17 protein-coding genes are annotated in these 14,594 nt (G+C 49.0%); 1 reads left to right on the forward strand and 16 read right to left on the reverse strand.

Annotation, left to right across the window (positions count from 1 at the left end):
• Positions 1-38 precede the first annotated feature (38 nt).
• From ERX35_RS07120 to ERX35_RS07145, 6 genes are all read right to left on the reverse strand, one after another.
• Positions 39-782 (reverse strand): class I SAM-dependent methyltransferase, encoded by a 744-nt coding sequence (locus tag ERX35_RS07120; RefSeq protein ID WP_149459231.1) that lies wholly within the window; start codon positions 780-782, stop codon positions 39-41.
• Between the two features lie 80 nt (positions 783-862).
• Positions 863-1,636, reverse strand: a complete 774-nt coding sequence (locus ERX35_RS07125) for an alpha/beta fold hydrolase (RefSeq protein ID WP_149459232.1) — start codon at positions 1,634-1,636, stop codon at positions 863-865.
• A 126-nt stretch (positions 1,637-1,762) separates the two neighbouring features.
• On the reverse strand, positions 1,763-2,353 hold the full coding sequence (locus tag ERX35_RS07130) for a hypothetical protein (RefSeq protein ID WP_170234574.1): 591 nt from the start codon (positions 2,351-2,353) through the stop codon (positions 1,763-1,765).
• A gap of 144 nt (positions 2,354-2,497) precedes the next feature.
• Positions 2,498-3,289, reverse strand: a complete 792-nt coding sequence (locus ERX35_RS07135) for an alpha/beta fold hydrolase (RefSeq protein ID WP_149459234.1) — start codon at positions 3,287-3,289, stop codon at positions 2,498-2,500.
• A gap of 9 nt (positions 3,290-3,298) precedes the next feature.
• Entirely contained in the window at positions 3,299-4,012 is a 714-nt protein-coding gene (locus ERX35_RS07140; protein ID WP_149459235.1) for a hypothetical protein, read from the reverse strand.
• 27 nt (positions 4,013-4,039) lie between these two features.
• A complete protein-coding gene (locus ERX35_RS07145; RefSeq protein WP_149459236.1) occupies positions 4,040-4,708 on the reverse strand; it encodes an HAD family hydrolase in 669 nt (222 codons plus the stop codon).
• Positions 4,709-4,788: 80 nt separating this feature from the next.
• On the opposite strand from ERX35_RS07145, the gene ERX35_RS07150 reads away from it, so the two are divergent.
• Entirely contained in the window at positions 4,789-5,295 is a 507-nt protein-coding gene (locus tag ERX35_RS07150; RefSeq protein WP_149459237.1) for an NUDIX hydrolase, read from the forward strand.
• Here ERX35_RS07150 and ERX35_RS07155 read toward each other — a convergent pair.
• The 10 genes from ERX35_RS07155 to ERX35_RS07200 form a co-directional block, all read right to left on the reverse strand.
• Positions 5,292-6,212: a magnesium transporter CorA family protein gene (locus tag ERX35_RS07155; RefSeq protein ID WP_149459238.1), complete on the reverse strand. Its 921-nt coding sequence runs from the start codon at positions 6,210-6,212 to the stop codon at positions 5,292-5,294. The genes ERX35_RS07150 and ERX35_RS07155 overlap by 4 nt on opposite strands.
• A 15-nt stretch (positions 6,213-6,227) precedes the next feature.
• Complete coding sequence (locus tag ERX35_RS07160; RefSeq protein ID WP_170234575.1) at positions 6,228-7,214, reverse strand: FecCD family ABC transporter permease; 987 nt, start codon at positions 7,212-7,214, stop codon at positions 6,228-6,230.
• Positions 7,168-8,010 carry an ABC transporter substrate-binding protein gene (locus ERX35_RS07165; protein ID WP_246143139.1) on the reverse strand — a complete coding sequence of 281 codons (843 nt, stop codon included), beginning with the start codon at positions 8,008-8,010 and terminating at the stop codon, positions 7,168-7,170. Before ERX35_RS07165 ends, ERX35_RS07160 begins: the two co-directional genes overlap by 47 nt.
• A 250-nt stretch (positions 8,011-8,260) precedes the next feature.
• The gene (argS, locus tag ERX35_RS07170; RefSeq protein ID WP_149459241.1) at positions 8,261-9,919 is read right to left on the reverse strand and encodes an arginine--tRNA ligase; all 1,659 of its coding nucleotides are present in this window, start codon (positions 9,917-9,919) and stop codon (positions 8,261-8,263) included.
• Entirely contained in the window at positions 9,916-10,326 is a 411-nt protein-coding gene (locus ERX35_RS07175; protein WP_149459242.1) for a YwiB family protein, read from the reverse strand. The genes argS and ERX35_RS07175 overlap by 4 nt, the downstream gene beginning before the upstream one ends.
• Before the next feature lie 146 nt (positions 10,327-10,472).
• Positions 10,473-10,976, reverse strand: coding sequence for a YwhD family protein (locus ERX35_RS07180; protein WP_149459243.1), 504 nt, complete (start codon positions 10,974-10,976; stop codon positions 10,473-10,475).
• Between the two features lie 10 nt (positions 10,977-10,986).
• The gene (locus ERX35_RS07185) at positions 10,987-12,282 is read right to left on the reverse strand and encodes an HD domain-containing protein (protein ID WP_149459244.1); all 1,296 of its coding nucleotides are present in this window, start codon (positions 12,280-12,282) and stop codon (positions 10,987-10,989) included.
• A gap of 131 nt (positions 12,283-12,413) precedes the next feature.
• Positions 12,414-12,896 (reverse strand): GNAT family N-acetyltransferase, encoded by a 483-nt coding sequence (locus ERX35_RS07190; protein ID WP_149459245.1) that lies wholly within the window; start codon positions 12,894-12,896, stop codon positions 12,414-12,416.
• Positions 12,897-12,907: 11 nt separating this feature from the next.
• The gene (locus ERX35_RS07195; protein ID WP_425463262.1) at positions 12,908-13,396 is read right to left on the reverse strand and encodes a GNAT family N-acetyltransferase; all 489 of its coding nucleotides are present in this window, start codon (positions 13,394-13,396) and stop codon (positions 12,908-12,910) included.
• Between the two features lie 69 nt (positions 13,397-13,465).
• Positions 13,466-14,578: a peptidogalycan biosysnthesis protein gene (locus ERX35_RS07200; RefSeq protein ID WP_149459247.1), complete on the reverse strand. Its 1,113-nt coding sequence runs from the start codon at positions 14,576-14,578 to the stop codon at positions 13,466-13,468.
• Positions 14,579-14,594 lie beyond the last annotated feature (16 nt).

The following is a 14,594-nucleotide window of genomic DNA, read 5'->3' on the forward strand; positions in this document are numbered from 1 at the left end:
CCCTTTTCTTCTCATAAAAAAACTGCCTGTCCGGCAGTCTACTTGCGTCTGGCAGCAATAATCAGCATCATCGGACGCCTCAGCTCATCCTTCATATCCGGGTTCTCATTGATGAGCCGCTCTGACGGCACAGGTTCATCAATTCCTTTAATGACAAAGTTATGGTCGATCAGCACGCTCAAGTAATGCGTCATGGTCTTATGGTATTTAGTGAGCGGCTCACCGAGGAAATTCGTCTGCCGCTCGCCTTCCCGGTGGTAGTTATCCACCGGCCAGCTCACTTTATTGCCGGCCTCATCGTACAGCCAGTCCTGTGAGCCGTGCGCCGTGAAGATCGGATGTTCCACGCTGAAGACAAACGTCCCGTTGATCGTCAGCACATCTTTCACTGCTTCAACGACGTCGCTGAAACTCGGGAGATAATGCAGGGCAAGGCTGCTCATGACAACGTCAAACTCATGCGCTTCAAAGTTCAGCGGCTCCAGGTCATCAAGACTCCCTTGAATGTAAGTCACCTGATCTGCATGCGGCTGCTGCTTCGCCCGCTCGAGCATCTTCTCGGAAATATCGATGCCGACGACGCGCTCAGCTCCTTGTTCGACCGCATATTCACAGTGCCAGCCGTAACCGCAGCCGAGATCAAGGACATGTGCACCGTGTAACTCAGGTATCATCTTCTTGAATGCTTCCCATTCCCCTGCTGCTTCCAGCCCTTTTTGAGACCGCTGCATTTCACCGTAGTTGTCAAATATCGTACTGTCGTCATAATAATTGTTAGCCATCGCCTTAGTCTCCTTCAATCGACTTAACTCATATATACCACAAAAAAACCTTTCCAATCCAGAAAGGCTCTCCCAGTGAATTAACTCAAAAAGCGGATGACCGTGTCATTAAACCGCGCGTGTTCTTCTACGAGCGGTGCATGGCCGGAGTGTTGAAACTCAAGCAGGAAGCTCCGTTTGACTTCATGTTCAATCGCTTCGCTCTCTTCCGGCGGATTCAAGCCGTCATGCTCACCGACGATGAGCAGCACATCCTTATCGATGAACTTCAGCTCATCTCTGTAATCAAAGTTAGCCATGCTGCGTGAGGCGATCGCTTCTTCGTTCGAAGTCATCGTCGCATAGTCTTTAACTTTCAGCAGCCAGTCGTCTACGATATCAGTATTATGATAAATATAAGGATGCAGCTTATCCAGCACCTGCTCTTTAGTCAGCCCTTTAATCTCATGCCGGTGCTTTATCATCAGCCGGGCATAAGAACTGACCTCACCATGTCCTTTACCGCCGACTAGAATTAATTTATTCACGTATTCAGGATATTGGATCGCAAATCCAAGCGCAATATACGCCCCTAATGAGAAGCCGAGTATATTCGCCCGTTTGAGCTTCAAATGCTGCATTAAACGAAAACAGTCATCAATATGATTATCCATTGTGTAGTTAAGGGGTCTGTCCGATCTGCCGTGACCTCTAAGATCATAAGTGATCACCTGATAATGCTTACTCAATTCTTCGACGTTGTGATAAAACATTTCAAGGTTGCCGTTGATTCCATGAATAAGTATAAGAGGTTCTCCGTGACCGGTTACTTCATAAGCAATTGCTACAGACCCACCAGATTTAAAAGTAGTCATCGTCTGAGCCCTCCTTTAATTAACACTACCCGATTTGCGGGATGTTTAACTAAAGAATATCATAAGTCATCCAAAATTAATTGATAACTTCGCAATAAAATGACGCACCGGCCGCTTTTCATAATATTATTTGGTTGAATCATCCAGTGTATAAGTTTCTTTAATGACCGGCTGCTCTGACAGAGGAGCCGTCGTCTCTTCTGATGGTGCGTCAGCCAGTTCATAAATGGCAGCGTTCAAATAAGTATGGGCCGATACGAACTGCGAGAATCCTTCCTCCTTCAGTGCATCATCTTTCGTCTGAAGGCCGGTGACGACTTTATCGAGCGCGCTTAAATAGTTGGCGTTAGCTGCTCCGACATTGCCTTTCACTTCGGTCATCCGGCTCGAGGTCTGGAGTTTACTCTGCTTCTCGTTATAGGCCGCTATGTTTGCTTTCATCGTTTTGAAATAGGCGGTCGCGGTCTTTGTCGTCAAATCCGGACTCATCTCTTTGATCACTTCGTCTATTTCTGCTATATAGTAGAACGTCACCTGTCTATACTCGATGTCCTGCACCGTCCAGTTGTCGGCTGTCACTGCAGGGCGGTTCTTTGCGGCAGCGGTCAGGTGAATCAGCTCTGTCTTAGTCATGGTCTGCGGCTGTGGTTTTGTGTCTTTCGGCTCTGCTACTATTTTCCGGTCGTCACTGCATCCTGCCAGAACTATTACCAGCACGATAATCATTAATAGTTGATATCCAAGGCTTTTCAGTGCACTCCCTCATTTCTATCAGCTGTTTTATTGTTTTTTATGTAATTATTTTACAATAAAATACAGTGATTGTAAATCATTAATCACTGTAATAGAAATAATATGGAATTAAATGTCCAGCTCAGGTGCTAAAAATATTTTAACGTTCTGGACGAAACGGTCTTTTTCTTCGATCATCGGTGCATGACCGCTGTTTTCAAACAGCATGTAAGTAGCGTTCGGAATCTTTTCACTCAATGTCCGGCCGTGATCCGGACGGATGATATGGTCATGCTCACCGCTGACAACAAGCGCTGGTGCACTAATTAAATGCGACTGACTGAGCAGATCGACATCCTCTGTTGAATAGTTGACGGCTTTCCGCTCGAGGTTTGTCATTGTAGTCTCCGTATCCTTCAGCCGGCGCTTCCAGCGTTCAACTGTCTTCCGGTCATGGTACATGTACTGAGCCAGCAGCTTATCCTGATCCTTCTGCTTCATCGTCCGCAGCAAGTTGGCAAACTCCAGGTGGAACCGCTCCTCTGAATCATTGAACGGTTCGTTACCGACGCTGACCAGCACGAGCCGCTGCACAAGGTGGGGGTAGCGGATAGCGATGGCTTGTGCCACCATGCCGCCGAGTCCGTAGCCTAGAAAATGCGCTTTTTTGACGTAAAGTTCATCAAGCACTGACAATACATCTGAAATATAGTCATCAAGGTTAATATGCAGCGGCTTATCAGAATAACCGTGACCTCGTAAATCGATTTTGATGAGCTGATAATCCTCACCGAACTCCTGGTCAAATGTATCAAACATCGTTGAATTCATATACTGTCCGTGGAGGAGGACAAGCGGATAACCCCTTCCCGACAGTTCGTAATAGATGGCCGTATCTTTCTCGCTAATCACTATATTCATAATTTTCTCCTAATCTCTTGATATCTTTCCGAGTTCATAAACGTCAGAAGAGTCATCCAGCTGATAACTCTCCGTATATTCAACGACTTTGATTATGCAGTTCTGCCCGATACTGACCCGGTCACCACGCACAAGGTCGGCCACGACATTTTCAATGACAATATCGTTCCCTGCTATCTCTTTGACGACAAGTCGCGCATCATCGTCTTTAAAGAGCAGTGCTTCGCGCTGTGCTTTGACAGTGACATGTGCCGCATTGATGAAGTTGACTGTGCTGTTAAGTGCCGCTTTAATATGGACATCATCCCCGCTCAGCTGGTCAATTGTGAGCTTGCCGGAAGACTGGAATGTGGTCACTGCGGCAAAGCCTGCAGTCACGGTTCCTGATGCGTGCAGTGTGTCTGCCCGCAGGCTGCGGCCGAAGTCAAGCGTACCGTCATTATCGATAGTACGGGCGTTGACTTGGTCGCCTGCTTTGACAACGGCGTCTTGATGATTGGACAGCGCTTCAGTCTCAATAGTATCCATGACGTCAAGTATCCCTTTATTGCTGATGTACGGTGCATTCAGCCGCCCTTCAATGAACAAGTCACCAGCCGTGCCGAGCGTCAGTTCATTCGTCTCGACGCTAGACGTCAAATCTGCCCTCGCTTCCACGTTGATGCGTTCGAACACGCCGCCGGCCGCTGTGACCGGCTCTGTAACATGAAGCTTAGAATCCATTGAATCATCTCCTTCATCTTGCTGTAATCAGCTGTTTGCATGCAGTTCTTCCACTATATCAAGCAGCTCCGTCAACCGGGTGATGCAGTAACCGGACGGCCGCTCGAAGTAGCCGTTGTCCTTGAAGACCGGAATCATCCCGAGTTCCCGGCTCGCCCGGACGTCATTATCAGGATGGTCGCCGACGAACATACAGTCTTCTGCACGCTCACCTAACTGGTCAAGCATCACCTCAAAAATCCGGGGCGACGGTTTTCGGTAGCCGACTTCCTCTGAAATGACAAAGCCGGTGACGAGCGTTTCCAGTCCGAGCACATCAATGATCATCGTCTGATGCTTTGTTGAGCCGTTAGTGATGATACCGAGCTTATAACCCCGCGCCTGCAGCCGGCGAAGTGTTTCCAGTGTATCGTCATAGCTGTAAGCAAAATGCGGGTATTTATCGTCGAAATCACGCAGCAGGTCAGACGGCTTAATATAACTGATGTCGAGAGCGGCGAATAACTGATCGTATACTGCTGTTTTCGGCACGTAGCCATGGTTATCAAAGTCTATGAAATAATTGATGAAGTCAGCACGCTGGACATTCACCATATATTCACGATAACGCTCGTACTGGTCTTCCAGAAACATTTTGAGTGATTTGTCGCGGTCGAGCAGCGTTCCATCCAGATCAAATAAAACGGCATTCAGCATTGGTAACTCCTCCAATTTTTTATTCTTTTACCCGTTTTGCTAAAATAGTAACAGAACGCCCGCAGAAAGGAAGAGAAGCCATGCATAAAAAACAGCTTGCAAGCCATGACTACCGCATATTTAAAGTCCATACTGTTGAGCTTGAACTCAATCATCAGATGGGCACTTTCTACCAGGTGGACGCGCCTGACTGGGTCACGATTATCGCTGAGACGGCCGGCCGGTTCATCGTGGAATCACAGTTTCGCATCGGCATCGAAGCCGATGTGCTCGAATTTCCGGGCGGCGTCACCCTGCCCGGCGAAGACGTCATTGCAGCGGCCGTACGCGAACTGCAGGAAGAGACAGGCTACAGCGGGGACGGTCAAATTATCGGTGCCATGCATGCAAACCCTGCTTTTATGACCAATCGCTGTACGACCGTCCATATTCCAGAAGCAAGACAGACGAGCACGCCGTCACCTGAGCCATTCGAACACATCACCATTCAGCTCATGACGCTCCGCGAAATCGAGCAGGCAATCGCTGACGGCCGTTTTTCCAACGCGCTCCATATCGCGGCACTGCATCAGTGGCTCATGCACTAGAAAAATTTCCTTCTTTTCTTAGTGTCCAGCAGGTCGCCCGTCCAGCCTTTGCCTTTCAAGTAGAAGTAAACAGCAAGCGTCACAGCCATAATGGACAAGAGCGCAATCAAATAGCCGTACTTCCAGTCAAGCTCCGGCATATTTTTGAAGTTCATCCCCCATATCGCTCCGAGCACGGTCGCTGGAGCGAACAGTGTTGTGAAGACCGTGAGTGTCTTTGAAATCTCATTGCCCCGGTATGATGAGACCAAGTTTTCAAAGTCAAGCAGCGCATCAATCTCCTGCTCGTAGGAGTCGATCAGAAATTTCGCCCGCTCTAAGCGCAGCTTCAGCTGGTTGAAGTATTTGTTATCCTGCAGCTCGCTGCAGAACGCTTCCTGAACGACCATGAAGATTTCAGTGATCGTCACGACCTGCGTCTTGCAGAGCAGCAGCTGGTGGTCTGCTTTGGCGACGGCGTCCATAATATTGATGTTGTTCCGCTCCTTGACTTCCCACAGTATGTCATGCAGCACATCTTCAAAACGGTCAATCTGTGCCATATATGTCGACGTCGCATGCTTTAAGATGACCATGAAGTTATCGATCGGTGACCGTCTGCTGTAATCGACGAGCAGTTCTTCGTCGGTCGTGTTCATCAGCCGGGCGACATCAAGATTGATCAGTATCAGTTCTTCTGCTGACAAGTAAAACTTAAACGCCTGATTGTCATGCTCCTCCTCGAGGCTCTGATAGTAGACGTAGTAACCCCACATATCACTGAAATCTTCTTCTGAATCAATTTTCACGATGTTCCGGTCAAAGCTCTCGAGGTCAGCGAATCGGGCCGTCCACGACTGCGCGTGCGGCTTTATCTGCTCTGCCTCAATAAAAAATTTTTCCCAGCTGCCTTTGCTATAACGGTATATTGTTTCCATGGATGGTTCCTCACTTTATTCAGTTTTGATAGTTGATGTTTTAATAGTCCGGATGGTGATGACGAGTAAGAGCGGCAGCCCGAGAAATGCCAGAATGATGCTGACCGGTATTTGCACGGGAGCCAGTATAACATTTCCCAGGAAATCCGAGAGAATGACTGTAACACTGCCGGCGAGCCCTGTCCAGATGAGCCTCACTGAGAAGCAGTCGGGCACACGCCACAGCTGCGGGACGAGCAGGCCGACGAAGCCGATAATCCCTGCCATGCTGATCAGCACGGCTGTCATGATTGACGCGACGGCAAGCACACTGTAGACGAATGTCGTCGTGCTGATACCGAGGCCTGTTGCCATCGTATCGCCGGTCGAGACGATGGCAACAGCACGGGCGTTGTAGAGCAGCCAGCTTGTACATAGCACAGTGACCGGCGTCAGCACGATAATGTCATGCCATTCCGCAGCGCCGACACTGCCGAATAAATAATTGAGCAGCGAGCGGGACTCGGCCGGCTTAAGCAGCACGAGCCCGTACAAGGCACTCGAGAAAAAGAAGTTGATAAACATGCCGAACAGCACCATCCCGGTCTGCTGATGGCCCTGGAACAACTGGTGGGTCAGCAGTATAACAAGCAGCAGCGTCAGCACGCTGAATGCAATGCTCGATAAGGCAGTCAAACTATAGAGGCCGAAGACGACCGCGACAGCACTGCCAAAGCTTGCGCCGCTTGCCAGACCGAGCGAAAAAGAATCCGCAAGCCGGTTATTGAAGATAGTCTGGAACACCATGCCGGTCACAGCGAGTATAAAACCTGCCAGCAGTCCGAGCAGCAGCCTCGGCAGCCGGATATCCAGCAGAATGGCCCGCTCGACGAGTCCATGAGGCAACGCGGGTCCGTTTGGTGTGATCAACAGCTGGAGCGCCGCCACTGCGACGAGCAGTGTGAGCAGGACAGCTTTACTTATCAGCGAGTACTGCCGCAAGTGCTTCCAGTCCTTTCGCAATTCTTGGACCCGGGCGTGACAGCAGGTCATCATTCAATGCATAGACACGCGATTTCTTGACCGCTGTAACTTGGCGGAACCCGCCGCGGCCGTCGACGGTTTTTCTGTAATCCGCTTCCTGCTGACCGCTTGTTGTGATTAAGATGTCAGGATTTTTGCGGACGATTGCTTCTTTTGATACCGGCTGCCAGCCTTCTATATCATGGAAGACATTTGTTGCATGCAGCGTCGTCAGCATATCGTCGAACAGCGTCCCGCGGCCGCCGGTATATATTTCAGGTTCCCCGGATACTTCCATAAAGACACGGCTGCCGGCTGCCGCTGGATATTTCCTGCTGACTTCTTTGATCTCCTTGTTGACTTCCGCCGACAGTTGTCTGCCTTCTTTAACGCGGTCTGTCGCTTTCGCAATCTGCATGAATGTGTCATCAATTTCTGTGAGACTCGTCGCATCTTTGACGTATATGACTTTGATGCCCTTTTGTTGCAGCGCTGATAAAATTTTCTCCTCTGCGGCTTTCGCGGATTCATGCGCGACAATCAGTGTCGGCTGTGCTTTAAGCAGCGCCTCCTTATTTAAGTTGAAACTATCGAACTGTTGTTTAGTCGCGACATCTTTCGGATAGTCATCGACCGTCGACACACCGACAATATTCCGGTCGAGGCCGAGGCGGTATAGTATTTCCGTATTGCTCGGCATGAGACTAATAATACGCATAGATTTTTTGGTTGTCGGCGCAGCAGCGTGCTGACATCCGGTCAGGACTAATAAAATAATTAACAGTAGTTTTTTCATAACGACCTCCTTTTTCTTCATTATAGCGAAGAAGAAAGAAATTGCATCACAAGTGTCAAAGTTATGATGCAAAAAACCGGAATTGTATCACAAGTCCCGGAGTTATGATGCAAAAAACCGGAATTGTATCACAAGTCCCGGAGTTATGATGCAAAAAACCGGAATTGCATCACAAGTCCCGGAGTTATGATGCAAAAAAGCCCGGAACACCATTCTTCTCCCTGAAGAGATGATGTTCCGGGCTAAATTATTACATCCGTTCGGGCGCAGTGACGCCGATTAATGCAAGTGCGTTATGCAGGGTGATTCTGACGGCCTCAATCAGGGCGATATGTGCCTTTGATTTCTCAAGGTCATCTGTCAGTACTTTCTCTGCGTTATAAAATTTATGGAAATGACTTGCTAAGTCCTGAATATAATTCGTCATGCGGTGCGGTGCACGGTATTCCGCTGCGCTGTCGATCGTGCTTTCGAAGTCAGCGACACGTTTCAGCAGTTCAAACGCTTTGTCATTCGTAATAAGTGATAAGTCAGCGGCCGCATCGACTGTAATGCCCTGCTCAGCTGCCGCACGGATGATGGAGCATATACGCGCGTGTGCATACTGCGCGTAGTATACCGGGTTGTCGCTTGACTGACTTTTTGCGAGTTCCATGTCAAAGTCAAAGTGTGTATCCGGGCTGCGCATCGTCAAGAAGTAACGGGCTGCATCGACACCGACTTCGTCCATAATGTCACGCAGCGTGATGGCATTTCCTGTCCGTTTGCTCATCTTCACTTCCCGGCCGTCCTGCAGCAGGCGTACCATCTGCATCACCTGCACTTCGAGGCGGCTTGAAGAAACACCTAACGTCTCAAGAGATGCTTTGAGACGCGGGATGTAACCGTGGTGGTCGGCACCGAATAAGTTGATCAGCACATCGTTGCCGCGCTTGATTTTGTCGTAGTGATACGCGATGTCCGGCAGGAAGTACGTATACGTGCCGTCATTCTTGATCAGCACGCGGTCTTTGTCATCACCGAAATCTGTCGTGCGCAGCCACGTCGCGTCTTCTGCCGTGAACGTATAGCCGTTCGCCGTCATCGTCTCAAGCGCACGCTTGATGGCACCTGATTCGTACAATGATGTTTCACTGAACCAGTTGTCAAAGTGCACGTTGAAATCTGCTAAGTCCTGCTTTAATTTCTTCATCTCATAGTCAAGGCCGAGCTTGCGGAAGGCTTTAATGCGTTCTTCTTTAGTAAGAGACGCATAACCCGGCTCGTTGTTCGCGATGTCTTCACCGATCGCAATGATATCTTTACCGTGGTAGCCGTCTTCCGGCAGTGCCGCTTCCCGGCCAAGCGCCTGCAAATAACGCGCTTCAATCGAATACGCGAGATTCTCAATCTGTTTACCGGCATCATTGATGTAATATTCACGCGTCACACTATAGCCTGCCGCCGCTAAAATATTGGCGAGCGTATCGCCGACTGCGGCATTACGGGCGTGACCGATATGCAGGTCGCCTGTCGGATTCGCTGAAACGTATTCCAGCAGCACGTGTTCGCTGCGGTCGCCCGGATGATGGCCGAACGCCGCACCTTTTGTGAGCGCCTCTTTAATGATATCTGTCAAATAGCTGTTATCCATGTAAAAGTTGATGAAACCCGGGCCTGCGATATCCAGTTTTTCGACATGTGCTTTTGATGTATCCAGGTGATCAATGATAGCCGCTGCTATGTCACGCGGATTGCGCTTCGCAAGCTTCGTCAGCACCATGGCGATGTTCGTCGCATAGTCTCCATTAGCTGTATCTTTCGGTACTTCAATCTTGATTTCAGGAACTTCAGTCACTAATTCCGCCTTAATAATAGCCGCCTTGATTTCTTCTATTAAAGTGTCCTTTAACTGGTTGACGATATTCATATAGCGCTCTCCTTATAGTCTAATTGATATTTGAATTGTCCGAGGTCCTCGCCCCGCTCACTCAGCTTGTAATGAATGATCAGCCGACCGCCTGTAGACAATGCCTTATAATCGAGTCTGGTCGTTGTCACATCCATCACAGTGCGTCCGGCAGGCGTCGTATAGACGTTCTGCGTCGTTTCACCGTAGACGAACAGAAAATCCATCTTCACAGCACCGCGCCTTGAAATGCGGATGCCCGCGGGGTCCATCTTGACGCGCACATCAATCGGTTCACCGTCCAGCATTTCTGTATATGAGACATAAGGAACGCGGCGCTTTGTCAGTGTTCCTTCTACCTCGTTATGATACTTCATCACTTCATTATTCTGCTTCAGCTTCTGTTCTGTTGTGACCCAGACTTTCATAATTATCACCTGTATTTTATTATAGCAAAAATTAAAGAAAGCAGGTACAGAGACCTGCTTTCTTTAGTGTCCTAGCTATTTTTATAGCTACCGTCATTTTACTTCTACCACCTTTAAAATACAAGGCAGCGAAAATATGTTCACAATTATGACACAAAAAGTTGTTCTTTAAGTGTGTCTGCTGAATGCTCCCACATCTCAGCGTTATGATTTTTCAGGAAATCTGCAAGCACACGCTTATTGCCATCACCGATATGGTCAACAATAACGTGGTGCTTCATCGATTTGTCCATCATATTGACATGTTCATGCATGCGTTTGAAGGCGCGCTTCTTCTCTTTGTTGACGAGCATATAGCAGGCGGTCACGCCGGCGTAATAAGGGCCGTCCTTACCGCGTTCTGTCGTCACCCAGACGAGCCAGTACGGCTTTGCCGCGTCACCTTTCACTGCTTCTTCGTCATCAATCCACTTGACGCGTTTTTCGACTTCACTTCTTGCGTGCATCGCACCGATATCGATGAAGGCACGCTGTTCCAGCACATCGATGAAGACAGGTGCGACGTTGTCGAGACTGATGGCACCGATGTTCGTCCCTTTATGACCATCCAGCGGGTCGTTTTTTATAATATTGAATTGAAAATTACTCATCTTATCACTCCTAGTTCAATTCATTCAGCAGATTAATGATGGCGCCCCGGACTTCGAGGTCTTCAATGCCGAGGATCAGTTCTTTCGGATAATACAGCTTATAGTCCATGCGGTTCACGCCGGTAATACTGCTGATGATGACCGACTGCGTGCTGATTTCCTTAACGCGGCCGGAGCGGGTCAACAGATGTATCGGCTTGCGGTTGTTATTCGAGCCCGGCCGGTCATAGTCATATGGCAGGTCGCTGAACGAGTCAGAGACAAAGTAGTATTCCGGGTCAATGCCGGCACGTTCAAACAGTTCTGTCAGCTCACCGGTCGTAATGACCGAGCCGTCAAACGGCAAATACTTGAACAAGTCCCGGTTGACGAACCGCCGTGACAAATCACTTAAAATCGCATCGTCTTCTTCCATCCACTCCTGCAGATAATAGAAGACAACTGTCTCATCAAGCCGCAAGTAGTCTTTGACGGAGACACGGCCGGAAAAGAACGGCAGCAAGTAAGTCGGCAGCGCTTTGAAGTCGTAGCCCGCTTCATACAGTACTTTCACGCGTTTGAAGCAGCGGTTCAGCAGCACTTCGCCGCCGCGGCTGACCGGATGGAAGTACACCTGCCAGTACATCTGATAGCGGCTCATCAAATAATCTTCCACCGCATGCATGCCGCTCTCTTTGATCATCACTTCATCTTCAGTCGGCCGCATCAGTCTTAATATGCGCTCCATATCGAAGCTGCCGTAACTGACGCCTGTGTAGTAGGCATCGCGCTGCAAATAATCCATGCGGTCCGCATCAATCTGCGACGAAATCATCGAGATGACGAGCTTATTCGGATGCGTCTTGTTGATGACTTCCGCCACTTCTTCTGCGAACCCCGGGTGCACACGTGACAGCACGGCGTTCACTTCTGTGTCACCTGTAATAATGGCCTGCGTGTATTCCTCGTGGTCAGTGTTGAAGATCTTCTCGAAGCAGTGCGAGAACGGGCCGTGACCTAAGTCGTGCAGCAGTGCCGCGCATAGAGCGAGCGGCCGGTCTTCGTCATGCCACTCAGGCCTGCCGTGGAACACTTCGTCAATCATCCGGCGCACAATTTCATAGACGCCGAGCGAATGGTTGAAGCGCGAGTGCTCAGCCGAATGAAACGACAAATAGAGCGTGCCGAGCTGCTTGATCCGGCGCAGACGCTGAAATTCCTTCGTCTTGATCAAATCCCATATCAATTGATCTCTGACATGAATGTAGCGGTGTACAGGATCTTTAAACACTTTTTCTTCAGGCATTTTCTGAAATTGATAGGACATAGCGTTCTCCTTAGATGAATGTTAACTAAAGTTTACCACAAAAAAAGGAGACCCCCATATAGATAGGTCTCGAAACGTTCCGCACAGCATACTGCTGATGTGCGTCATGAACTACAGCAATCTACTTCGCATCACTCCAAGTTCAATCGTTTTTCCAGCAGCCCTGTCAGTATCTTCTCTCCGAAAATCTCTTCCTCATATTCTCTGACGAGTTCAAAGCCGTGCTTATGATAGAAATTCCGTGCACCCTGGTTGTCGCTTGCGACTTCGACGAACAATGCCGTGTAGTCGTCAAAGCGCTTGATGCCTTCCTGCAGCAGCGCTGTACCGACGTCTTTACGCTGGTAGCCGGGCATCACATAGATCGCCGCCAAATAAAGTTCACGGCCGTTGATGAAGTTCGCAAAAGCGATAACTTCACCTTGTTCCTCGGCGACGAGAAACAGTGAGTCATTCAGTCTTTTCTCCAAGCGCTCATCGCTGTATGCTGCTGTTAAAAACTGCACAATCGTGTTTGCCGCCATAATGTTCTGATAGGCATCGTGCCATGCCATTGTCGCTGTCTTCTTAATTGCCGGTATATCGTGTCGTTCTGCTTGTCTTACTTTAACCATTGTTGTCTCTCCTAATCTAATTTAAATCCCAGAATCGATAATGAATACTTATCCCCGTCCATTACCGCTACATCAGGCAGTCTGCCGTATTCTTCGAAGCCGTTCCGACCGAACAGCTTGAGCGCACGCGTATTATGCGAAAATACAAAGGCAAGCAGCGTCTCAATGTCAAGCGTCGCTGCAATGTCCTTCATCATAGCGACCGCCTGCTGCCCGATGCCGCGCCCTCTGAACTGTTCGTCTAAATAAAGACTGACTTCAACTGTCTTGTTGTAGGCCCGCCTGCCGTAAAATGTCTCAAAGCTGAGCCAGCCGACTGTTTCTCCGTCCTGTAAAAACAAAAAAATCGGACGCTTATCTGAATGGTTATTAAACCAGGCAGTCCGACTTTCTACAGTGACAGGCTCAGTATCGGCAGTAACTTGACGACTTGCTACGGTTGAATTATAAATCTCTACAATACGCGGCAGATCTGCAAGCACTGCCCTTTTCGTTTCTATTGCCAAGTCATCACCACCTAAAATATATGTAGTCTAATTATAGCATTATTGTCAGAAAAATAAATATATTTAGTTGAACTGCAGTCGTTTTAGCAGCAGCGCGCCGAGCGGTGTCGCGACTGCAGTGAACAGCTGATAGGCAAGCTTCTGTGTACCCGTCAAGTGGCCGCTATAGACGAGATGATATTCAAGCGCCGGCCGTGAACCGCGCGCGAGCTTATAATCTTTAGCGCCGGCACTGTTGTTGACTTTAAGTCCGTTGTCGATGGCATACTGATACAGCAGGCCGCTCGTCATGAAGTACAGGCCTTTCACCGACTGGTCCATACCGAAGTAAGCCGGAAACAACGTGTCGCCGACTTGCTGCACTGCCATAAATGAAATAATGCGGCTCTGATCTTTGACGATGAACCATTGCAGCTTGAGCTCATCATAGAGAAACTTGAAGAACGCTTCTGTGTAATGCGGATTATGGACGGAATACTTCTCGAGATATACTTGCTCATAAAGCGGCAGCAGCTGGCTGAACTCGTCTTCCGTCAGCTGGTCTGTCACTGTATAGCCGCTTTTGTTGAAGCGCTTAATATCCTTCTTCAGATCTTTACGTTCATTTTTAGAATGTGCTTCATTCGGATTGAACAAATAAACCGCACGGGAAATGAGCGGTTTATAACCTGCTGACTGAAGACAGAGGATTGCTCTATCGTCATGCACCGTGTTCAATGTCCGAAAGACGATTGCATGATGCGGAAAACATCGTGTCAGCTCTTCAGTGATGCGCCCAACGTGCTCAAACTGGCTGTCTGTATAGAGCGTCGTCGACATAAATGACGGAAACACCGTGACTGTCTGCTCTTTCGTCAGACGAAGCAGCAGCCGGCCTGCACCGAGCAGCAGTGACGCTGACCGCTTCATAACGGGCTTCAGCGTCATGCGGTCCACTTCTGCGATCATCTCATCGATATACTGTGCGGTGAATGAATGGATCCAGCTGTCATGATGACGCCCGTCTTTAATGCTGACCGGGACAAGCTGGCCGCTGACCGCCATCACCTGCACGTCTGCATGGACATTACGGATGCCTCTGTCGATACCGGCCATCATATAAGCCAGGTAATCAATATCCACCGGCATATCAGTCAGCTGCGCAATCGGCAGCGCGTTTAATGTGTGATAGATCATATGCTGCCCTCAACTT

Source organism: Macrococcus equipercicus (assembly GCF_004359525.2).
Classification (GTDB): Bacteria; Bacillota; Bacilli; order Staphylococcales; family Staphylococcaceae; genus Macrococcus; species Macrococcus equipercicus.